Source organism: Halomonas sp. MES3-P3E, assembly GCF_002836035.1.
In the GTDB taxonomy this organism is placed as follows: Bacteria; Pseudomonadota; Gammaproteobacteria; order Pseudomonadales; family Halomonadaceae; genus Vreelandella; species Vreelandella arctica.
The window spans coordinates 106,264-128,841 of the sequence record NZ_PJBT01000188.1; the positions used below are offsets into that span (position 1 = coordinate 106,264).

At 53.6% G+C, this 22,578-nt stretch carries 18 protein-coding genes; 11 read left to right on the forward strand and 7 right to left on the reverse strand.

The window, feature by feature from the left end; translation table 11 throughout:
• Positions 1-91: 91 nt before the first annotated feature.
• From dctP to CXF87_RS17835, 4 genes are all read left to right on the forward strand, one after another.
• Positions 92-1,195, forward strand: coding sequence for a TRAP transporter substrate-binding protein DctP (gene dctP, locus CXF87_RS17820; protein WP_101147596.1), 1,104 nt, complete (start codon positions 92-94; stop codon positions 1,193-1,195).
• A 65-nt stretch (positions 1,196-1,260) separates the two neighbouring features.
• Positions 1,261-1,764: a TRAP transporter small permease subunit gene (locus CXF87_RS17825; RefSeq protein ID WP_101147597.1), complete on the forward strand. Its 504-nt coding sequence runs from the start codon at positions 1,261-1,263 to the stop codon at positions 1,762-1,764.
• The gene (locus CXF87_RS17830) at positions 1,761-3,095 is read left to right on the forward strand and encodes a TRAP transporter large permease (RefSeq protein ID WP_101147598.1); all 1,335 of its coding nucleotides are present in this window, start codon (positions 1,761-1,763) and stop codon (positions 3,093-3,095) included. The genes CXF87_RS17825 and CXF87_RS17830 overlap by 4 nt, the downstream gene beginning before the upstream one ends.
• A gap of 224 nt (positions 3,096-3,319) precedes the next feature.
• Positions 3,320-5,005 (forward strand): ABC transporter permease, encoded by a 1,686-nt coding sequence (locus CXF87_RS17835; protein ID WP_101147599.1) that lies wholly within the window; start codon positions 3,320-3,322, stop codon positions 5,003-5,005.
• A gap of 17 nt (positions 5,006-5,022) precedes the next feature.
• Here the strand turns inward: CXF87_RS17835 and CXF87_RS17840 are convergent, their stop codons facing one another.
• Positions 5,023-6,126, reverse strand: a complete 1,104-nt coding sequence (locus tag CXF87_RS17840) for an ABC transporter ATP-binding protein (RefSeq protein WP_101147600.1) — start codon at positions 6,124-6,126, stop codon at positions 5,023-5,025.
• 229 nt (positions 6,127-6,355) lie between these two features.
• Between CXF87_RS17840 and CXF87_RS17845 the strand changes: the two genes are divergently transcribed.
• On the forward strand, positions 6,356-7,381 hold the full coding sequence (locus tag CXF87_RS17845; protein WP_101147601.1) for a Fe(3+) ABC transporter substrate-binding protein: 1,026 nt from the start codon (positions 6,356-6,358) through the stop codon (positions 7,379-7,381).
• Positions 7,382-7,460: 79 nt separating this feature from the next.
• Here CXF87_RS17845 and polA read toward each other — a convergent pair whose 3' ends face one another.
• Entirely contained in the window at positions 7,461-10,250 is a 2,790-nt protein-coding gene (gene polA / locus CXF87_RS17850) for a DNA polymerase I (protein WP_101147602.1), read from the reverse strand.
• 196 nt (positions 10,251-10,446) lie between these two features.
• Between polA and CXF87_RS17855 the strand changes: the two genes are divergently transcribed.
• Both CXF87_RS17855 and speA read left to right on the forward strand, forming a co-directional pair.
• Entirely contained in the window at positions 10,447-11,406 is a 960-nt protein-coding gene (locus tag CXF87_RS17855) for a homoserine kinase (protein WP_101147603.1), read from the forward strand.
• Positions 11,403-13,343: a biosynthetic arginine decarboxylase gene (gene speA, locus CXF87_RS17860; RefSeq protein WP_101147604.1), complete on the forward strand. Its 1,941-nt coding sequence runs from the start codon at positions 11,403-11,405 to the stop codon at positions 13,341-13,343. The genes CXF87_RS17855 and speA overlap by 4 nt, the downstream gene beginning before the upstream one ends.
• A 177-nt stretch (positions 13,344-13,520) precedes the next feature.
• On the opposite strand, the gene CXF87_RS17865 is transcribed toward speA, so the two are convergent.
• The 4 genes from CXF87_RS17865 to CXF87_RS17880 all read right to left on the reverse strand — a co-directional run bounded on the left by CXF87_RS17865 (position 13,521) and on the right by CXF87_RS17880 (position 16,968).
• Positions 13,521-14,186 (reverse strand): fumarylacetoacetate hydrolase family protein, encoded by a 666-nt coding sequence (locus CXF87_RS17865; RefSeq protein ID WP_101147605.1) that lies wholly within the window; start codon positions 14,184-14,186, stop codon positions 13,521-13,523.
• 118 nt (positions 14,187-14,304) lie between these two features.
• The gene (gene thpD, locus CXF87_RS17870) at positions 14,305-15,318 is read right to left on the reverse strand and encodes an ectoine hydroxylase (protein WP_101147606.1); all 1,014 of its coding nucleotides are present in this window, start codon (positions 15,316-15,318) and stop codon (positions 14,305-14,307) included.
• Positions 15,319-15,490: 172 nt separating this feature from the next.
• Positions 15,491-16,105, reverse strand: coding sequence for a hypothetical protein (locus CXF87_RS17875; protein WP_157826563.1), 615 nt, complete (start codon positions 16,103-16,105; stop codon positions 15,491-15,493).
• A 56-nt stretch (positions 16,106-16,161) separates the two neighbouring features.
• Positions 16,162-16,968 (reverse strand): Crp/Fnr family transcriptional regulator, encoded by an 807-nt coding sequence (locus CXF87_RS17880; RefSeq protein ID WP_101147608.1) that lies wholly within the window; start codon positions 16,966-16,968, stop codon positions 16,162-16,164.
• Between the two features lie 409 nt (positions 16,969-17,377).
• Between CXF87_RS17880 and CXF87_RS17885 the strand changes: the two genes are divergently transcribed.
• Both CXF87_RS17885 and CXF87_RS17890 read left to right on the forward strand, forming a co-directional pair.
• Positions 17,378-18,670, forward strand: coding sequence for an ATP-grasp domain-containing protein (locus CXF87_RS17885; RefSeq protein ID WP_101147609.1), 1,293 nt, complete (start codon positions 17,378-17,380; stop codon positions 18,668-18,670).
• A gap of 17 nt (positions 18,671-18,687) precedes the next feature.
• Positions 18,688-20,730, forward strand: a complete 2,043-nt coding sequence (locus CXF87_RS17890) for a CocE/NonD family hydrolase (protein ID WP_101147610.1) — start codon at positions 18,688-18,690, stop codon at positions 20,728-20,730.
• Between the two features lie 118 nt (positions 20,731-20,848).
• Here CXF87_RS17890 and CXF87_RS17895 read toward each other — a convergent pair whose 3' ends face one another.
• A complete protein-coding gene (locus CXF87_RS17895; protein ID WP_101147611.1) occupies positions 20,849-21,196 on the reverse strand; it encodes a c-type cytochrome in 348 nt (115 codons plus the stop codon).
• A gap of 172 nt (positions 21,197-21,368) precedes the next feature.
• Between CXF87_RS17895 and CXF87_RS17900 the strand changes: the two genes are divergently transcribed.
• Both CXF87_RS17900 and CXF87_RS17905 read left to right on the forward strand, forming a co-directional pair.
• Positions 21,369-22,208 carry a cytochrome c oxidase assembly protein gene (locus CXF87_RS17900; protein ID WP_101147612.1) on the forward strand — a complete coding sequence of 280 codons (840 nt, stop codon included), beginning with the start codon at positions 21,369-21,371 and terminating at the stop codon, positions 22,206-22,208.
• Between the two features lie 4 nt (positions 22,209-22,212).
• The coding region (locus CXF87_RS17905; RefSeq protein ID WP_232774951.1) for an SCO family protein at positions 22,213-22,578 on the forward strand (366 nt) is incomplete at its 3' end.

Consider the following 22,578-nt stretch of genomic DNA (forward strand, 5'->3'; position numbering starts at 1 on the left):
GTTTACGTAAACGTAACGCTGTAGCACTGCACTTTCCTGACTTCAAGTATCCAACACTAACAACGTCACACGCCAAACCAGGAAACACACCATGAAAAAAACGACCAAATTTGCCCTCACTGGCCTTGCCGCTGGTGTTGCTTTCGCAGCCTTCGCGACCACCGCTCAAGCACAAGAAGAGTGGACAATGACCTCTACCTGGCCGGAGAATCTTGATCTTATCAAGATAGACCAGCACTGGGTGGAGCTGGTCAATAAGCTGGCGGGCGAAGAACTACAAATTAATTTCCGCGCGGGCGGCACGCTAATGCCCGGCACCGAAGTATTTGACGCCACAGAAACGGGCAGCATTGAAGCCGCAGGCGACTGGCCAGGCTACTGGGCCGGCTTGAATCCCGCGTTTTCACCACTGGCCACCACTACCAGCCTGTTCAATGGCGTTGACTACCTTAACTGGATTCAGCAGTGGGGTGGCCGCGAGCTGTACGAAGAGATCTACGGCCAGTTCAACATGGTGTATCTGCCCTACGGCATTACCAACAATGAATCGGGCTTTATGGGCCGCACCCCGATCGAAAGCATTGCCGATTTAGAAGGCAAGCGTCTGCGCCTTTCGGGTCGTGACCAGGGCCGCGTGCTTGAAGAGCTGGGCGGCTCCCAGGTCACTCTGGCGGGTGGTGAAGTCTACCAAGCCATTGAACGCGGCGTTATCGATGCGGGTGAGTTTTCAACCCCCGGTGTTGATTTTAACGCCGGTTTTGCCGAAGTGGCTGACTACTGGGCCACGCCGGGCTGGCACCAGTCGGCCAGCGTATTTGGCGTAATGATCAATAAAGATGCGTGGGACGCTCTCTCAGAAGAGACCCAAGAAACCCTGCGTATCGCGGCGGATGCCACCATGGCATGGTCGCTAGCCTGGTCTGAACGTCAGTCCACCGAAGCCACGCAGAAGTTTATTGACGCCGGTGTCACGATCAATCAGTTCTCTGAAGAGGACTTGGCGCGCATTCAGGAAGTCACCAATGACGTCATTCTGCGCGGTGCTTGCGAAGACCCTGACCACGCCAAGGTTTACCAATCCATGATTGCCTACCTTGAGCACTACGCGACGTGGCGCGATGTTTCCGCGCCTTACAACATGAGCCGCGTGATGGATAATCTGCCCTCACTGGAAGAGATCGAAGCCTGCCTGTAAGGCGCTTCTGTGCCGCCTCGGTTTTTACCGGGGCGGTTTTTTTGTGCTGACCGCGGAGATCTTCCATGAATGCGATTGCCAAGGCGATCGATGCTATCAATGAAGCTTTTGGGCGCATCATCGCGCCATTGATTGCCATCATTACCCTGATTGTTCTTTACGACATTGCGTCACGCTTTCTGTTTGGGCGCCCTAGCGACTGGGCGTTTGACGTGACCAAAATGCTGTTTGGCGCCCACTTTATGCTGATGGCGGCTTACGGACTCCGCCACCATGCCCACGTGGAAGTCGACGTATTGAAACGGCTGCTATCGCGTAGGAAGCAAGCCGTGCTTGAAGTGCTCGGTTATCTAATTTTCTTTGTGCCGTTTATCTGGATGCTGATCACCCTGGGCTGGAGCTTTTTTGAACGCGCGTGGAGCCGCGGTGAAACCACTTATGGCATGGTTTCTATCCCGGTCTACCCGATTAAAGGCGTAATTGTGGTCGCCGCTATCCTGATTCTGCTACAGGCAATTGCCATTGTGCTGCGTGCCATCATGCAGCTTCGCGAGGAGACATCAGCATGAACCTAAGTCCTGAAATGCTCACGCTGGTGATGTTTGGCGGCCTGATGGTGGGCCTGTTTATGGGCCATCCGCTGGCATTTGTGCTGGGTGGTGTCGCGGTTATCGGCGCTTTTCTCGGCCCGGGCGAGCGTATCCTCGGCACCCTGATTAACAATATTTTCGGTAACGCCATGGACAACTATGTCCTGGTGGCGATACCGCTGTTCATTTTGATGGCGCGGTTCTTAAACGACTCCGGCGTCACCGAGAAGATGTTTGATGCCATGCGGCTATTGCTGGCGAATCTGCGCGGCGGCCTGGCTCTTACCGTGGTCATCGTGTCGGTGCTGCTCGCCGCCACCACTGGTATTGTCGGTGCCTCAATTGCCGTCATGGGGATGATCGCCCTGGTGCCGATGCTCAAGTATGGCTACAACAAAGAACTGAGCGCGGGCGTCATTATGGCCAGCGGTTGTCTGGGCATTCTGATTCCGCCCAGCATTATGCTGATCCTAATGGCAAGCTATTCGCCGGTATCGGTTGGCGCACTGTTTGCGGGCGCGCTGATTCCCGGTCTGCTGCTTGGTGTTATGTATGCGCTCTACGTATTGATCATCTGCTATCTCAAACCCCACTACGGCCCCAAGGTGCCAGCGGAAGAGCGCGCCGAAGTCAGTACCAAACAGCTGCTGATCATGCTGGCCAAGTATGTGGTTCCCCCCATGTCGTTGATTCTGGGCGTGCTGGGTGCACTGTTTACCGGTATCGCCACGGCGACCGAGGCCTCGGCCATCGGCGTGTTTATCGCGTTCATTCTGTTTTTGATTTTTGGTGATCGCAAAATAAGCACCTGCTTCTGGACGATGATAGAAGCCGGCAAAACCACCACCATGGTCATGCTGGTATTAGTCGGCGCCACCGCCTTTACCGGCGTGTTCTCCCGCGGCGGCGGCATGACCGTGATCAGCGAGCTGGTGCTGGCGATGCCTGGTGGCACGGTGGGCGCGCTGATCCTAATGCTGTTCTTGGTGTTCGTGCTGGGTATGTTCCTGGACTGGACCGGCATCGTACTGCTGAGCTTTCCGATCATGCTGCCCATCGTCGAAACCATGGGCGTCGATATGCTCTGGTTCGTAGTGATGGTAGCAGTAATATTACAGACCTCGTTCCTCACCCCGCCCTTTGGCTATGCACTGTTCTACCTGAAAGGCGTGGCGCCACCGGGGGTAGAAATCGTCGATCTGTACAAAGCGGTCGTGCCTTTCGTCGCCCTGATTCTGCTGGCGTGTACGCTAATGGCGTTCTTCCCGTGGCTGATTACCGGCCTGCCGAGCATGATGCTGGGTTACTAGGCCTTTCCCACCCTAACGCTTAGTGCTTAACGTTCAACCATTATAAGCCCGCTTCGGCGGGCTTATTTTTGCATTGACGACTGGCCTGCAAAGCTGCAGTAGAACAGCGCCAATGCTACTATTCACGCCCGCCAGTGATTCGCATTAGATGTTTGCTGCGCTACTTTCCGGCTTTCCACTATTGCTTTCCGCTATTGCTTTCCACCAATGCAAGGAGTGTTCGCTTGTTCAGATCCAGCTATCGCGGGCTATCCGCTGCCACCTCTTCGCTTAGCCGTCGCGCCAGCCCCTGGTCGATAGCCTTGATCGCGGTGGCGTTCGTGGTTGCTCTGCCAGTGCTGGTGGTGTTTGCCCATATCGTGATGCCGACCGATGGCGTATGGCAGCACCTGGCCAGCACGGTACTGGGTCGCTACCTGAACAATACGTTCTGGCTGGTGGTGATCGTGGGCCTCGGCACGTTGGTCATCGGCACCGGTACCGCCTGGCTGGTGGTGATGTGTCGCTTCCCCGGCAAACGACTATTCGAGTGGGGGCTGCTGCTTCCACTGGCGGTGCCTACCTATGTCATCGCCTACGCCTATACCGACTTCCTCCAATTCGCTGGCCCATTACAGAGTCTGCTACGCGAGACGTTTGGCTGGGAGTATGGCGACTACTACTTTCCCAATGTGCGCTCGCTGGGCGGCGCGGCAACGGTCATTACCCTGGTGCTTTACCCCTACGTCTACCTGCTGGCTCGCGCCTCATTCCTGGAGCAGTCGGTATGTGTGCTGGATGTGGGCCGCACGCTTGGCCGCGGCCCTTGGCGGCTGTTTGCCAGCGTCGCCGTACCGCTGGCTCGTCCGGCGCTGGTGGGCGGAGTGTCACTGGTATTGATGGAGACACTGAACGAGTTTGGCGCCGTGCAGTTCTTTGGCGTCGATACCTTTACTACCGGCATTTACCGCACCTGGTTCGGCATGGGCGAACAAGTCGCGGCGGCGCAACTGGCAGCGTGTCTACTGACTTTCGTGATTGTTTTAGTGCTGCTGGAGCGCTGGTCGCGGGGCAAGCGCCGCTATTTCCATACCACCAACCGCTATCAGCAACTGCCTGAGTATGCGCTGCACGGCTGGCGCGCCGTGGCGGCGACGCTTGCGTGCCTGCTACCGGTGCTGGTGGGCTTCTTACTGCCCAGCGGCATTCTACTTAATCTAGCGCTGCAGGGGGGCGATTCGCTGTGGGGCTCGCGCTTTATCGGCTACGCCTGGAACAGCCTGGGATTGGCAACCGTCGCTGCGCTAATCGCCGTGGGCCTGGCAGTCGTACTGAGCTATGGCGTGCGCATGCACGATACGACGTTTGCGCGGGTGGCTTCCAGGGTCGCCTCCATGGGCTACGCGATTCCCGGCTCGGTTGTCGCAGTGGGTATTCTGATTCCGTTTACCTGGCTGGATAATGCACTGAATACCTGGCTGAATAATCACTACGGCTACATTATCGGCCTGGTGTTCAGTGGTTCGGCGTTTATTCTGCTGTACGCCTATGTGGTGCGCTTTTTGGCTGTCTCGTTCAATGCGGTTGAAGCCAGCTTGGGCAAGGTAACGCCGAGCATGGATGCCGCCTCACGCACCCTAGGCCAGACGGCAGGTGGCACGCTGCGCCATATTCATACGCCGATGATGCGTAGCAGCCTGCTGGCGGCGGGGATTCTGGTCTTTGTCGACGTGATGAAGGAGCTGCCAGCCACGATCATTCTGCGCCCCTTTAACTTCGACACGCTGGCGGTTCGGGCGCACAATTTGGCCTCTGACGAGCGGCTGGCCGAGGCATCGACATCGTCACTGGCGATTGTGGTTGTCGGCATCCTGCCGGTGATTCTGCTTAGCATGGCCATGCGACGTTCGCGCCCCGGCGCTAACTCCTGACGAAACCCTAGTTAGCCCTAGGTAGAGAGCGGAAAAACAAACACCTGGGAAAGATCGAGGTGGATATCCACCGGCTGCCCTTCTGCGGGTAGAAATACTCCCGGGACACGGGCGTGCAGGTGGGCTTCAAGGCCATTCTCGCCATGGGCACACAGGTGCAATAGGCTGGTGCGCCCCAGCAGCTTCGCCATGACCACATGGCTATGGCGATGAGCATCCGCCGGCAGATCGCGTTCCACAATACGTAGTGCCTCGGGGCGAATCATTACCTGAGCATCACTGCCTTCAGCTAGCCCCACCGCAGGCACCCGCCCTACCGGTGTGCTCACCATGCCGTTGTGTACCTTGCCCTGCAGCTCATTCACATCGCCGAAAAAGGTCACCACAAAGGGGTCTTGCGGCGCGCAGTAAAGCTCTCGCGGTGTTCCTGTCTGCACGATTCGCCCATCGCGCATCAGCGCGATGCGGTCTGCCATGAACATGGCCTCTTCAGGGTCATGGGTCACCAGCAGCGTCGCCGCCCCGACCTTTTTCAATACGTGCAGCGTATCGTCGCGGATACGGTCGCGCAGGCGCGCGTCCAGGCTTGAGAAGGGTTCATCCAACAGCATCAGACGCGGTGACGGCGCCAGCGCACGCGCCAGGGCTACCCGCTGCTGTTGGCCGCCCGAGAGCATATGAGGGTAGACATCGACATAACCAGCCATGCCCAGCTGTTCGAGCAGCTGTTTGGCCCGTTCACGGCGCTGACCGGAGGCCAAGTGCTTCAGCCCAAAGGTGACGTTTTCCAGCACGGTGAGATGGGGGAACAGCGCCGAGTCTTGAAACGCTAGCCCTACATTGCGCTTTTCCGGCGGCATGTGGCGCTGGCCCGGCGCAGCAATAGTAATATCTTCCAGCGCTACGCTGCCCTCTTGCAGTACTTCCAGCCCCGCTGCAATGCGCAGCAGCGTGGTCTTGCCGCACCCGGAGGGGCCCAGCAGGCAAACCACTTCACCCGGTGCAACGCTTAAATCCACCCCTTTGACAACCGCATGGCCGTCATAGGCATGGCACACATTGTGAAGGGACAACGCCGTTGTACTGGGCGCCATCGGGGCGACCTTGAGGGTTGCTGTCATATATCACCACAGTTAATTAACACGATTCAGGTACGCAAACCGCGCTTGTCAAAACCTAAACGCGGATTTAATACGTTTGAAAGTTGTTTGCATTCTATTTTTTATTCACTGGTTATGCACGTAACACCTTTTACGTAGACGCTAAGCCTTGACGTCAGGCAGTCAAAACGCTTCAATAACGATGTTAATAATGCAACTTATTATCATTCAATAAATAAGGATGTGCTTGATGAAAACTGTACGCTTTGTTGCTCCAATGGCAGCGATGATGGTGGGCGCTACGTTTGCTGGTCAGGTTGCTGCAGATGAACTCAACCTCTACTCTGCTCGCCACTATGACTCTGACGAACGCCTCTACGATGCGTTCACCGAAGAGACCGGCATCGAAGTCAACATTCTTGAAGGCGACTCCGACCAGTTGATCGAGCGCATTCAGCGCGAAGGCGTGGCAAGCCCTGCAGATGTAATGCTTACCGTCGATGCAGGCCGCCTGTGGCGCGCGGAAGACGAAGGTATTTTCCAGAGCGTCGAGTCCGATGTGCTTAATGAGCGCCTGCCCGAAGCCATGCGCCACCCTGACGGCCTGTGGTTTGGCTTTAGCCAGCGCGCCCGGGCGATTTATTACAACCGCGAAAACTTCGACCCTAGCCAGATTACCAGCTACGAAGATCTTGCCGACCCGCAGTTTGAAGGCAAGGTGTGCATCCGCTCGTCCAATAACATTTACAACCAGTCACTGCTGGCGGCCATGATTGAGCACCACGGCGCAGAGGGTGCTGAAGAGTGGGCCCAGGGCGTGGTGAATAATATGGCGCGCGACCCGGAAGGTGGTGATACCGACCAAATTCTGGGTGTGGCCAGCGGCGAGTGCGATATCGCGGTCGCGAACCACTACTACTATGTGCGCCTGCTGAAATCTGACGACGATGCCGAGCGCGAAGCCGCCCGCAAAGTGGGGATCATTTTCCCCAACCAGGATGACCGCGGCACCCACGTGAACGTAGGCGGCGCCGGGGTTGTGGAAGGCGCGCCTAACCGCGAAAACGCCGTCCGCTTCCTTGAGTACCTGGCCTCTGACACCGCTCAGGAGATCTTTGCTTCCGGCAACAATGAGTTCCCGGTGGTGGAAGGCGTGAAGAAAGATCCGGTGCTGGAATCCTGGGGCAACTTCAAAACGGACGACGTTAACATCAGCGTACTAGGTACCAATAACCCTGAGGCTATCCGCATCTTTGATCGCGTCGGCTGGCGTTAAGCCTAACCAGCCCGATTAGCCCAACCCCGTAGCCACTGGCTGCGGGGTTTTAGTTTATGGCAATAGTTACACTGGGGCGTTAGTGGGCTTCATCCCAGTTGGCACCGCTCTCCGCTTCGACAATCAGTGGCACTTTTAGCGCAGCTGCGCCCTGCATGCGTGTTTGCACCTGCTTGATAAACGCCTCGACCTGCTTCTCCGCCACTTCAAACACCAGTTCATCGTGCACCTGCATCACCATCAGTGCGTCGAACTCGCCCTCTTCCAGCCACGCATCCACGTTGATCATCGCTTGCTTGATGATATCGGCAGCCGTGCCCTGCATCGGCGCGTTGATCGCGGTGCGCTCGGCGCCTTGGCGACGGTTGCGGTTCTGCGACTGAATCTCCGGCAGGTAAAGCCGCCGACCTAGCACGGTTTCAACAAAGCCATCTTCAGCTGCCTGGGAGCGGATGCGCTCCATGTAGCGGGCCACACCAGGGTAGCGATCAAAGTAGCGATCGATGTAGGTCTGGGCCTGATTACGTTCGATACGCAGTTGGCGCGCCAGCCCCCAGGCGCTCATGCCGTAAATCAAGCCAAAGTTGATCGCCTTGGCGCTGCGTCGCTGGTCGCCGGAGACTTTTTCAAGGGAGGTACCGAAGACTTCCGCCGCGGTAGCGGTGTGGATATCGCGCCCTTCGGCAAACGCCTCCAGCAGGCCTTTATCTTCGGAAAGATGCGCCATGATGCGCAGCTCGATCTGCGAGTAGTCGGCGGCGACAATGCGGTAGCCGGGGCGGGCGATAAACGCCTGACGAATTTTGCGTCCCTCTTCGGTACGAATAGGGATGTTCTGCAGGTTCGGGTCTGATGACGATAGCCGCCCGGTGGCGGTAACCGCCTGGTGGTAGCTGGTGTGCACCCGGCCAGTGGCCTTATTGAGCAACCGTGGCAGTTTATCGGTGTAGGTGGATTTAAGCTTGGCAAGGCCACGGTGTTGCATGATGACCTTGGGCAGCGGGTAATCCAGCGCCAGCTCTTCCAGCACCCCTTCAGCGGTGGAGGGCGCGCCTTTAGGTGTTTTCTTGAGCACCGGAATCTTCTGTTCTTCAAACAGAATCTCCCCCAGTTGCTTGGGCGAGCCCAGGTTGAATTCACGCCCGGCGAGTTCAAATGCCTCGCGCTCCAGTTCTCGAATACGCTGATCCAGCTGCTGGCTCTGTTCGTGAAGGCGCTCGGCGTCCACGGCCACACCGTTACGCTCGATGCGCGAAAGCACCTTGATCAACGGCAGCTCGATATGATCCAGCACTTCCGCCAAGCGCCCTTCGTTTTCGACCTGAGGGCGCAGCGTTTGTTGCAGTCGTAGGGTGATATCGACATCTTCGCAGGCGTAAGGCACGGCTTGTTCCAAGGCAATCTGATTAAACGTCAGTTGCTTGGCGCCTTTGCCGGCGATGTCTTCAAAGGAGATGGTCTTTTCGCCCAGATACTTCAGCGCCAGCGAATCCATATCATGGCGCGTGGCGGTGGAGTTGAGCACATAGGATGCCAGCATGGTGTCGGCAAACGGGCCGACGACAGCGATCTCATAGTTCGCCAGCACCGAAATATCGTACTTGAGGTTTTGACCAATCTTGGTTTTGGTTGGCTCTTCCAACAGTGGTTTTAGCGCGGCTAGCACCGCTTTACGGTCAAGCTGCTGGGGCGCATCCAGGTAATCGTGGGCAACCGGAATATAAGCAGCCTCCCCCGCTTCCAGCGACACGCCGATGCCGACAATTTCCGCATCCATGTAGTTGAGGCTGGTGGTTTCAAGGTCGAAGCAGAAGCGCTCGGCACCATGTAGCCGTTCTAGCCAGCGCTCAAATTCCGCTTGTTCGAGAATGACGTGATCTTCGCGAGCAGCCCCTTTAGCAACGGCGCTCGAACCCTCGGCATCGCTCTCTGCCACGTCAGCGCTGGCGGGCGCAGGCTCGCCGCCTTTAACGTCATCGACGCCTTCGTCTTTGCCTTCCAGCAGTTCACCCAACCACTGACGGAACTCCATCTCTTTATACAGCGTCACTAGCGCTTCGCGGTCTGGATGAGCGATATCCAGGTCATCCAGGCCCACCGGCAGATCGCAGTCTATCTTGATGGTCGCCAGCCGATAGGAGAGAAACGCCTGATCGCGATGCTCTTCAAGCTTCTTGGGCAAGGTTTTCGCCCCGCGGAAGGTGAGCGTTTTTACCCGCTCTAAATCGCTATAAATAGTATCCAGCCCGCCGCCCATCCCTTGCAGCAGTCCAATGGCGGTCTTTTCACCCACGCCGGGTACGCCGGGTATGTTATCGACCTTGTCGCCCGTCAAGGCGAGAAAATCGATTATCAGCGCAGGCGGCAGGCCGAATTTTTCCTCCACACCTGCTTCGTCAAGCGTTTCATTCTTCATGGTGTTGACCAGCGTGATGTGGGCATTGACCAGTTGCGCCATGTCCTTATCGCCAGTAGAGATCACCGCATCGCGCCCTGCCTGGGTCGCGTGATGCGCCAGGGTGCCAATCACATCGTCTGCCTCGACGCCTTCAACGCATAGCAGCGGCAGGCCCAGCGCCTTAACACAGGCGTGCAGCGGTGCTATCTGACTACGCAGGTCATCCGGCATCGGCGGGCGATGCGCTTTGTAGTCGCTGTACATGTCATCGCGGAAGGTTTTTCCCGGGGCATCGAATACCACCGCCATCGGGCTTTGCGGGTAATCCTTGATCAGCCGTTTGAGCATGTTCAACACGCCCTTCACCGCGCCGGTAGGCTGACCATTAGAGGTCGTAAGCGGCGGCAGCGCGTGAAACGCACGATAAAGGTAAGAGGAGCCATCGACGAGAACGATCGGAGCGCGAGCCATAACCAAGTTCCATTGTTGAAAAAGTGCTGAAGAGTGTGTCGAAAAGAGTACTGAAAATAGTTGTTCACATAATACGCGTTGCGCGGGCTGACTGCAGGGCCAAACTGGCGCTGCCACATTTACAGTGACAACAACGCTGCCAACTGGGCTACCAAGCCGCTACAATAATGGGCTTAGCAACCTGGGCGAGACATTCATGGCTGTATTCACCCCGCTTAGCGACGCACAGGTCGCCGCGTTCTTAGAAAAATTTGATGTTGGCAGCTTCGTTTCCCTGCAGGGAGTGGCGGGCGGCACAGAAAATTCGACATTTTTTGTGACCACTGACCGTCGCGAGCTGGTTTTGACCCTGTTCGAACAGGGCGAGCATGCAGAGCTGCCGTTCTTTGTGGAACTGCTGGACTATTTAGACGAGCACCGTCTGCCGGTGCCCGGCACGATTCATGACCGCGAAGGCGTTGCCCTGCATAGCCTGGAAGGCAAACCGGCGCTGTTGTTTCCGCGCCTGCCCGGTCGTCATCCGGAAGCGCCCAACCTGGCTCAGTGCCACGCCCTGGGCGATACCCTGGGCCGCCTGCATGTGGTCTCAAAACGCTTTCCCGGCCACCGCCCGAACCCGCGGGATCTCAACTGGCTGCATGTAATGCACCACAAGGTGCTGAGCTATTTAAGCCCGGCAGACCAAACCTTGATGAAGGATCAAGTCGACGATTTTGAGGGCGCCTTTATTCAGCACGATGAACTGCCGCAAGGTGCTCTGCACGGAGACCTTTTCCGCGACAATACCCTCTTTGAGGGTGATCAGTTGGGCGGTATTATCGACTTTTATAACGGTTGCACCGGCGACCTGCTGTTCGACTTGGCGATTGTGATCAACGACTGGGCTTCCAACGACGACGGCACGCTTAACGCAGAGCGCTACGGCACGCTATTGAGCGCCTATCTGGCACGCCGACCATTAACGACGGATGAGCGCGAGCTATGGCCCACCATGCTGCGCATGACAGCGCTGCGTTATTGGTTATCGCGCCTGCTGGTGGTTTACGTTGACCCGCCAGCGCATGATTTAACGCCCCACGACCCGGAGCGTTTCCGTACTATTTTAACGGCGCGCATCGCCCAAGGTGCGCTGCCGCTGCCTGAGGTAACTGCATGAGTGTGACGGCCACAACTAGCCCTGCGCTGCGCGCTCGGCGCACCTGGAATATCGATCAATGGGGCAGCGGCTACTTTGATGTCGATGACCACGGCCAAGCCCTGGTCCGCCCGCTGGGTAGCGATGCAGAAGGCCCGGCGCTGCCGCTGAGTGGGCTGGTGCGTCAACTACAAAGCGCTGGGCTACGCCTCCCGGTGCTGGTTCGCTTTAGCGATATTCTCCATGACCGGGTCGAACAGCTGTGCGGCGCCTTTGATGCCGCCATGAGTGATTGCGACTATCAAGGTGGTTACACCGCCGTTTACCCCATCAAAGTGAACCAGCAGCGCCGCGTAGTGGAAGAGATTCTGGCCACCGCCGAGCGCGGGAGTGGCCGCGTGGGGCTGGAAGCGGGCAGCAAACCGGAACTACTGGCGGTGCTGGCGCTTTCCGATGGCGGCTCCTCGCTGATTGTTTGTAATGGCTACAAAGACCGCGAGTATGTGCGCCTGGCGCTGCTAGGAGAGAAACTCGGCCATAAGGTCTATTTGGTGGTCGAGAAGCTCTCCGAGCTGCAGATGATCCTGGAAGAGGCCCGCGAGCTCGACGTTACCCCGCGTATTGGCCTGCGCGCCCGCCTTGCCTCGGTGGGCAAAGGTAAATGGCAGAATACCGGCGGTGAAAAATCCAAGTTCGGGCTGACCGCCAGCCAAATTCTCGAGGTGGTAGACACCCTTCGTCGTGAGGACGCGCTGGAAAGTTTGCAGTTGGTGCACTTCCACTTGGGCTCCCAGATCGCCAATATTCGCGATATTCAGCGTGGTCTGCGCGAGTGTGCCCGCTTCTATCAAAACCTGATGCAGCTGGGCGCGCCCATCGATACCATGGACGTAGGCGGCGGCTTAGGAATTGACTACGAAGGCACCCGCTCGCGCAGCTTCTGCTCGGCCAACTACTCGATGCGCGAATACGCGCGCAACGTCGTTAATGCCTTTGCCCAGCTATGCCAAGAGGCCGACCTGCCCCAGCCCCATCTCATCAGTGAATCCGGCCGTGCGCTAACCGCCCACCACGCGGTGCTGATCACCAACGTGATTGGCGAAGAGCGTATTGATGACACGCCGCCTGATCGCTATTCCCTAGGAGAGGGCCAAGAAGAGAGCCAGGAAGATGCCCAAGTAGAGCTTCTCTGGCGGGTATTTGAGCAGTTGGCAACGCACCAAGAGCCACGCATGCTAGTGGAAGCCTGGCACGACCTGCTTCAGGCAGTAAGCGAACTGCAGGATCGTTTTGTGATGGGCCTGAGTGACATTACCGCCCGCGCGGAAGGCGAACGTGTCTACATGGCTGCCTGCGCACGGCTGCGTACCCAGCTTGACACCCGCAACCGCGCCCACCGTGAAATTATGGACGAGCTAGCGGAGAAGCTGGCCGACAAGCTGTTCGTCAACTTCTCGCTGTTCCAATCGGTGCCTGACGTGTGGGGCATCGAGCAGATATTCCCGGTGCTGCCCCTTAGCGGACTGGATCAAGCGCCAACGCGCCGAGCAGTGATTCAAGATATTACCTGCGACTCCGATGGCCGCATCGACAGCTACGTCGATGGCCAGGGCGTAGAGAGCACCCTGCCACTGCCCGAGTGGGCATCTGATGACGAGCGCTGGTTAGGCTTCTTTTTGGTAGGCGCCTATCAGGAGATTCTTGGCGATCTGCACAACCTGTTCGGCGATACCGACTCTGTCGATGCCGCGCTTAATGCCGATGGCGAGTGGACACTTTCCAACCCGCTGGCGGGGGATTCAGTGGCCCAAGTGCTCGCCTACGTCAACTTCAATGCCAACGTCCTTAAGCAAAAGCTCACCGACCAGCTAGCCGCCAGCGGCTTTACGGCGGATGAACAAGCCCGCTTTGCGGCAAGCTTGAGCGAAGGGCTAGAAGGCTACACGTATCTTGAGTAACGCGGTTTGAGCCACTTGGCCCTATAGCGAACATTGGCTGCGAACGTTTTTGTCGGCTAAAATAAGAAACGCCACCCTGAATTTGCGGGGTGGCGTTTTCTTTGATCGTCACAATTTACAATAACCTTGGTAATGGCGTACTCAACATATACCTCAATGGTCTCGCCACTTGTTTAACTACTCGACTACGCTGGTTTCAATTTCCAAACCACCGGTCAAGGTTAAGCGCAGTGACGAGCCGCGAACGAGTTTTCCAACGCCTGAGGGCGTACCGGTCAAAATGACATCACCCGGTTCGAGGGTAAAGTGGCGGCTCATTTCGGCCACCAGGGACGGGATAGCAAAAATCATATCAGCCCCCTCGCCGTGCTGGCGCTCTTCACCATCAATCTCCAGCGTGAAAGCCAGCGCATTCCAATTGGGTACCCGACTTAAAGGTAAAAACGACGAAAGCGGGCAGGCGCCATCAAAGGCTTTGGCGATTTCCCAAGGATGGCCCTTCTCTTTAAGCGTCGTCTGCACATCACGTAAGGTTAAATCCATCGCCAAGCCGATACCGACAATCGCCCGCTCGGCTTCATCCATCGTGGCATGGGTTAAAGTTTCGCCCACTAACAGAGCAAGCTCTGCTTCATAATGAACATCGCCCCGTGAAAACGGCGGATCTAAGGGCTTGCTTAGATCCACGACGCTGGTAGCTGGTTTAATAAATAGCAACGGCTCTGTAGGAACTGGATTATCCAACTCTTTCGCATGGTCGGCATAATTGCGGCCGATGCAGACAACTTTGCCCAACGCGTGGGGAAACTCCTGGCCATCGGTGAACTGTAGAACAAAACGCATGGCGGGTATTCTCCTTCTCATTATGCGTGCCGCATTCGCAACGACAGGCGCAACAGTTTACCCCACCTAGACGAAGGTTCCACAACCTTCAGCCATCAATTTGTTCCCCCACCACTCGTTAGCGATACTGCTGCGCCTGCTGGTCAAGGCTGTGAGCCAAGAAGTCAGGGCGCTGCTTAGCTGCTGCATAGGGCGCCTCACAACGGTTATCGCGACGATTAAAAACAAAGAACACGTTGCTACGTGGGTCAGGCGAAAGGTTGGCATTCGACGCATGTAGCGTATTGCAATCGAACAGCAGCAAACCGCCCGCTTTACCCTTCGGCGCTTCAATACCGTGTTCAGCCACTAGCTCGGTTAGCGCTTCAGGGCTTGGCACGCCCACTTCCTGCGCTTTCAGCGAGCTTTTGTGGTTATCCTCCGGCGTTTCCCCCAGGCACGGCACAAACTTGTTGTGTGAACCGGGAATCAGCATTAACGGCCCGTTGAACTCATGGTTGTCGGTCAAGATCAGCGACGCACTCACCGCGTGCATCGCTGGCATGCCATCTTCCGCGTGCCAGGTTTCAAAATCGGAGTGCCAGTTAAAACCCTTACCGGCAAACCCCGGCTTATAATTGATCCGCGACTGATGCACATAGGGGTCGTCGCCAATAATTTGACGCGCAGCGCCCGCTACCCGTTCGTCGCTGGCCAGTTCACCCAAGCGTTCAGAGAGGAAATGCACCGCAAAGAGTGAGCGGATTTCCTGGCTTTCTGGCTCTGTCACGCTGAATTCTTTATTGCGGTACTCATCGTTACTCATCAGCGCCGTCATTTCTTGACGCAGCTCATCAAGCTCCGCGCCTTCAATGAGGTTGGGAATAAACAGAAACCCTTTGCGCTCGAACTCATCAAGCTGCGCCTGGCTTAAGGGGCCAGAAAGCTGACGACCTTTCACGACCGCATCTTGTCGCGGCAGCCAGGTTCTCTCAGGTGTAGTGGTTAAACGCGACGGGTAGGCATCCTGTACCTGTTCGCTTTGAACCTGTTCACTTTGAACCTGTGTACGCTGAACACTAGGGGTATCGGCCATTTCACTATATTGCTTATGGGCGTTTACCGCATTTAGCGGTGTGCTTTTGACTGTCATCTAATCCACTCCTTGTATGATTAGGTTTCAGATCGAATGATGTTGCTGGGGATAGCGTAGACAAACAAAATCAGCATGCAAGGGTTAATAACGCTTTTCATAACGTGTGTTATGTGAAAAAAATTGAAGCTTCCTTTATATGCGCTTATCTGCGATAGTTAAACCTTCTACGTTAGCTAAACCCTGGGTAATCTTCTCTCTCCTGCTTTAAAGTTCGCATTAGCTTTTTCCGCTCATGAACAGTAGACCAAGAGGTTGTATTCCAACTTAACGGGTTAAAAAAATCGCCTGCTGACGATTTAAAAAACTTAAAATGCCGAGAAGCACCTAATAGCCTCTTATCTGCTCCATGAAAAAAGACAACGAATATATTAACGATGTCACCCGGCTCAATTTGAATGACGTCTTGTTGAGTTTCCTCTTCCTTCTTTGAAAGGCAAGGATAAAATATTCCACCCACCTCTAACTTGACACAGTTTCCAGGAAGAATAGTGCCTTGATATTCCCACTTATCGCTACCATCAACTTCTTTTTTAAAAAGCCCTTCTCCATGTAAGTCGTCAAGGTTGTAAACTTTCTTATTTTCACCGCAATCAATACTAAAGAAAACATTTCTTACATAAACAGGCTCAGCCGCCATATTCGTAAATGCAAGCTTCATACTGCTACAATCGTAGCCTTCCGTATGAATAATAAAACGAGCACGCCGCTGGCGCTTAAACGTTAGAAAAAATAGCTGGGCAAAAACCACCCAGATTAAAAAAGTGCCTATTTCAACAAACGCCATCACCAATTCATAATAATTCTTTATCATATTATTCCACTTATTTAAAACAAACAAATTCAAAACAAGCGGAGATGCCCGTAAATAATGTTTTCATCGAAACCAGTATACTCTGCCAACAACTCTGGCTCTAATAGCTTAATACTATTCCTACTCTTCCTAATCAACTTTTTTTGCTCTAAAGAAGTCATGCATCTGCTAACATGAACGCTGGTAATACCTAACAGCTCACCTACTACCTCTTGAGTAATAGGAAAAGAAAATACATTTGAATCAATCAGTTTTTTAAAATTATACCTTGCATATATTTCAAGTAAAAAATGCGCAACGCGCTCTTCAGCCTTATGGTGAGTACAACTTCTAAGCCTTTCAATAGTAATATTGTCATTCACCATGATATAAGACACGACAGCTCTTCTTATATCTGTATTTTCTTTAAATAAATCATGCACCTCGTTAACAGAAACTTTATCTAACTGACAGTTCTGCAACCCCAGTATCGTAATATCATGATTATCGAAAAAACTTTCTCGCAAGCCAACAATATCGCCCGGCATGTAGACGTTACATATATCTTGTCCATGACTTTTAAAAGTATGGCACAAGCTTACCCAGCCTTGTTTTACAACAAATATTTCTGCCCTTCCCTGGCACAAAGAGTATAGCTTTTGGCTTCTTTTCAACTCCATACTTTTAACATTAGCACTCGACAAAAGATCTATAGAGTCAGTCCCAATCTCTGCATAATGGCTGAGTATATTACCAAGGTTGATGTCCTTGGCTTGCAAGCCTGTCACGCTGGGCAACTGAGCATAATGATCGCTCCCTTTAAAAATTTCACTGTGCATATCAATTGCATTGCTCATCTTCTCTACACTCCCTTGTAGTTAGACAAAACTTGATTTACAAAGAAAAATCTTACAATCCACGTACATATAAAGAGTTAATTGAGAGGTAGAATAATAGTTAACATCTCACGCTTCCTCAAGCTAAACCAACATTTTTTAGAGTCATTTATTAACATAAATCAAGTAGCAACATGCAAAAATATTAGCACGCTAAATAAAATGGTAATATAGGGTTAGGGATTGCGGGTATAAGTAAGCATTGATGTTTATTAAATATAAAAACAGCCGAGCCAGTTATAACATATGTTATTGATACTGAAAGAAATGATCTTGAAGCTCTATCATTGCGTCATGCACTCTTTATAACGAATTAGTGCTTAGTTAGATCATTATTTTATTGCTACTTTTAACTTTCAAGGATGCCATCATGAAAAGGAATATTTTTATAGTAGCCTTAGAAGACAAGCAGAAAGCCATGCTTGAAACACTGCGTGAGTCCAAACAGCTGGAAATACACAGTCTGCTCACGGTCGATACAGCGGTTGAAGCAAAACAATTCTCGTTTAATAAAGTACTGGAAGCCGCAAGAGAGCAACTTGCTAGTTTTCCAGGCACTGTAGATGCCATTATTGCACAATGGGACTTTCCTACCAGTGTTTTAGTACCCATTCTATGCAAAGAGCATGGAATTCCCTCACCTTCTGTGACCAGTGTTTTAAAGTGCGAGCATAAACTCTGGAGCCGAATAGAGCAGCAAAAAGTTATTCCAGAAGTAGTGCCTCGCTTTTGCGGTGTTGACCCCTTCGCAGAATCGCCATTTGACCAAGTCACCTTAAACTATCCCTTTTGGATTAAGCCTGTAAAAGCTTTCTCCTCTCACCTCGGCTTTAAAATTGAGAATTTCGAGCAGTTTGAAGCAGCGATAGAAGAGATAAGAGAAAATATTAACCAGCTAGGCGATCCATTTAATGAGGCGCTGGAATACGCTGATACCCCGGAAGAAATCAAACAATTAGGTGGCAATGCATGTATCGCAGAGGAAATCATCAGTGGTGTACAAGGCGCGCCTGAAGGCACCATGTTTCAAGGTGAATTCAATGTGCATGGCATTATTTCACAGCCAAAATCCAAACTGACAGAAACGCTGTTTGACCGCTTAGAGTATCCAAGCAATTTGCCTGAGCATGTGCATCATAAAATGATCGAGTCTTCAAGAAAATTCCTTGAACACATCGGTTACAACAATGGGTGTTTCAACGCTGAATTTATGTGGAATGAGGCAGAAGATAAGCTCTGGTTAGTAGAATTCAATACGCGCATTTCACAGTCGCATAGCGAGATATTCGTGATGGTCGATGGTATGTCGAACCACGAAGTCGCTGTTGATATTGCCTTGGGCAATCGCCCCTCTCTGCTTAATCGCCAGGGCGTAGCACCTGTCGCTGCCAAGTGTTTTATTCCCTATGAACATAAGGATGGCATTGTTAGAAAAATCCCCAGCGATGTAGAGATTAACGAGATCAAATCGCTCTACCCGCACACAGAAGTGAAAATTGATGTCGAAACTGGTCAACGCTTAAGCGACTTAATGCATCAAGACAACTTTTGTTATCGGTTAGGCACGCTTTATTTGGCCGCCGACAATCACGACCAAATTGAGGAGCAGTTTGAGTACTGCTTGAAAGCTCTCAAATTTGACATCGAGCACGTAGACGAATGAGCAAATAAGAGGCGATCATGCAAATAGTAGAATCATTCCCTTATTCAGTCCGTGAAATCGAGAATGTATTCATACCCATGCGGGACGGAAAAAGATTAGCCGCCCGCATTTGGCTGCCCGAGAAAGCGGATACTTCACCGCTACCGGCCATCATGGAATATATTCCTTACCGAAAGCGGGATATCACACGCGCAAGAGACGCGACCAACCATGCTTATTTAGCAGGCAATGGCTATGTTTGTGTACGTGTTGATATGCGCGGCAGTGGCGATTCAGATGGCGTGCTGACAGATGAATATACTCAGCAGGAGCAACAAGACGCCGTTGATGCTATTGAATGGATCGCCAAGCAGGCGTGGTGCAACGGCAAAGTAGGCATGATGGGCATCTCGTGGGGCGGCTTTAATAGCTTGCAAGTGGCGGCCAAACAGCCCGCCGCGCTTAAAGCCATTATCAGCCTTTGCGCCAGCGACGATCTTTACGCGGACAATATGCACTATATGGGCGGCTGCTTGCTGGGCGATAACTTATCCGAAGCAACCGTCATGTTTGCTTTTAATGCGTTGCCACCTGACCCAGAGATTGTCGGCGCTGACTGGCGCGACATGTGGTTTGAGCGCATGGAGAAAAGTGGGTTATGGATTGATCAGTGGCTTAGGCATCAACGTCGCGACGCTTATTGGTCAACCAGCTCGGTGTGTGAATATTACTCCGCTATCCAGTGTCCGGTTTACGCAATCGGCGGGTGGGCCGATGGCTTTACCAATACCGTCTTTAGGTTAATGGAACACCTTGAGGTGCCACGTAAGGGGCTTATTGGCCCTTGGGGCCATAAATATCCGCACCAAGGGCTGCCAGGGCCAGCAATAGGCTTTTTACAAGAAGCCTTGCGCTGGTGGGATTATTGGTTGAAAGATGAGTCAAACGGGATCATGGATGAACCGATGCTACGTGCCTGGCAACAGGATAGCGTGCCTCCCGATAACTCTTATGATGATAGGCCTGGCCGCTGGATAGGCGAGCGCCAATGGCCAAGTAATAATATCCAAGAGCGCAGTTACGCTTTATTGCCGTACCAGTTAATCGCTGAATCCCAAAGCCAGCAAGCGCTTAGTGACGCTCATGAATACGCTTCAATGGAATTACAGTCACCGCTTAGCGTGGGGCTGGAAGCGGGCAAATGGTGCTCTTATTCAGCCACCCCGGACCTTCCTGGCGACCAACGAGAAGAGGATGGCGGCTCGCTTATTTTTAGCAGCCCAAGCTTAATCGAGCCCCTCTGTATCTTCGGTATGCCTGAACTAGCGTTAGAGGTATCAAGTGACAAGCCCCAGGCAATGTTGGCAGTTCGCCTTTCAGACGTAGCCCCTGACGGCAAGGCAACACGAGTTTCCTATGGGTTACTGAACCTTACCCACAGGGATGGCGACTCACACCCAGAACCTCTTGAGCCGCATCGGCGCTACCGTGTTTCCATTCCGCTAAACGGTATCGCTCAGCAATTTCCAGCGGGTCACCAAGTAAGGGTGTCTGTCTCCACCTCTTATTGGCCACTCGCATGGCTGCCGCCTGAGCCTGCCAAGGTCACTGTTCATTTGGAAAACTGTCAGCTAACGCTTCCCGTTAGGGAGCCACAAACGAACGATGCCGATCTTTCGCCTTTTGATACACCACAATCGGCACCTGCGCTTGATACCAAGCTATTGGAACCTAGCGAACATAACTGGCTGTTGCATCGCGACCTGGCAAGCAAAGCGTCCACGCTTGAAGTGATTAACAACCAGGGCCGTTTTCGTATTAATGATATAGGTACCGAAATACATCGCAGCGCCAGCGAGTATTACCGCACCGTTGATGATGATTTCACTTCCGCCCGAGGTGAAACATTCACAGAATCCTGCTTTAAGAGAGGCGACTGGAATACCGAAGTGTACACAAGGACCACGCTAAGCTGCACGACGGAAAATTTCATTGTCCATGCCCAGTTGGATGCTTACGAAAATGAGCATCGCGTGTTTTCTAAAAACTGGGAAAGTGTGATTCCCCGAGACAACGTATGAATTTAAAAGCTGATATTTAAAAACTGATATTTAAAAGCTAATAGCCAGGCTCACAAGCCGTTGCTTTCCCACCTCGCCGCCCGATTACACCCTTAAAGGGCGGCGTAATTTTTTAAGCCTATTCAGTGAGCGTTTCAAGATACGCCGCTATATCCCTGGCGTCCTGCTCCGTGACCTCCAGGTCTGGCATCGCAGTAAGAGGGTCCACTTGGGTGGGATGACGAAGCCAACGCACCATATTATCGTTGTTATTGGAAAGCACCCCTGCGATGTAGCGGCGCTCTCCCATTCCCGCCAAAGGTGGACCAACATCGGCTTGTGGCCCAACTAACCCTGGAATCCGATGGCAGGCAATACAGGCATAACCATACATCGCTAGACGCCCTCGTTCGGCATTGGGAAAAGTGACGCCTATCGCCAACCACCGTTTGTTACCGCGATTGACCCATGGGCCAGCGGCATCCATGGTGATACAGCTCAGTAATAGCAGCCCCAAGTTAATGCTGGGCCATAACAGTTACGGCTTCTCACCCGAGTGCGGCCAAGCTGCGGCATGCGCAGCCAGATACAGGTAGCTGATCGGGAAAGTTTTTCTGTAGTGTCTATCCTTACCACTGTACTGCTATTTAGGAGGTGTAATGGGGGAGTTCGACAGTAGCCTTGCTTTTCTGCTGCCTTGGGAATTCTCCCCTAGCTGGACTCTCGCCTGCCTGGCTGGCGCAGGTCTCTATGTCCGCGGCCTGCTTCATCGGCGGCACTGTGGTCTGCATGAAGGATTCTGGCGCCCTTTCGCCTTTTTCTTGGGTATCGTGGCTATTTATACGGTGTCTCAGACACATTTCGATTATTTAGCGCAGTACATGTTTTTCGTCCACCGCGGCCAGCATCTAGTGCTGCATCATTTAGCGCCATTTCTAATCGCCTTGTCGGCCCCGCTGGCAATACTGACCGCAGGTATACCGCATCGGGTGAGAAATTTGCCAACGGTTACTTTCGCTGCGCAGATGCTCAAGCCCGGTTATCGGCTTTTGCAGCAACCGGTAATCGCTCCACTGCTGTTCGTGGGCCTGATTTACTTCTGGTTAATTCCCCAGGTTCATTTCGACGCGATGCTGAGTCATCGTCTCTACCAGTTGATGAACTGGAGCATGCTGGTTGATGGGCTACTCTTCTGGTGGTTAATACTCGATTCCCGGTCGCCCGCAAGTGGCGGGCTCAGCTATGGCGTACGCATTACCCTGTTGCTTGCCGTGGTGCCGCCCCAGATGTTGCTGGGCGCCTACCTCACCTTCAGCCATAACGTGCTGTTTGACGTGTATGCCGTTTGTGGCCGTGCCTGGCCACTGGCACCATTAACGGACCAGCGGCTCGGCGGCCTGATCACCTGGATCCCAGCGACCATGATGAGTGTGCTGGCGGTGTTGATCATTATCGGTCGTTTGCTTGGTAAACGTTCGTCCATGTATCGCTATGGGTAACGCTATGTATAAGACAGGATGCAAAACCGCGCTGTTGTCAGGGATGCTATGGCTGGTCGGCTGTTCTGACCCAAGCTGGCAAACCAAGGATATTTCCGAGCTTATGCCACCATTGGAGTTCGAGCTAGTCGATGAAGAAGCCCGCTCGGTCACTGAAGCCGACTATGCCGGTGATGTCACCCTGCTCTTCTTCGGATTTACTCATTGCCCGCATATTTGCCCCACCACCCTGGCGAATCTGGCAGCGATTTCGCAGGAATTGGGGGAAGAAGCCCAAAACGACTTGCGAGTACTGTTTGTGTCTGTCGACCCTAACCGCGACGACCCCGCCACGTTGCGAGAGTATACCGACGCATTCGGCCCTGAGTTC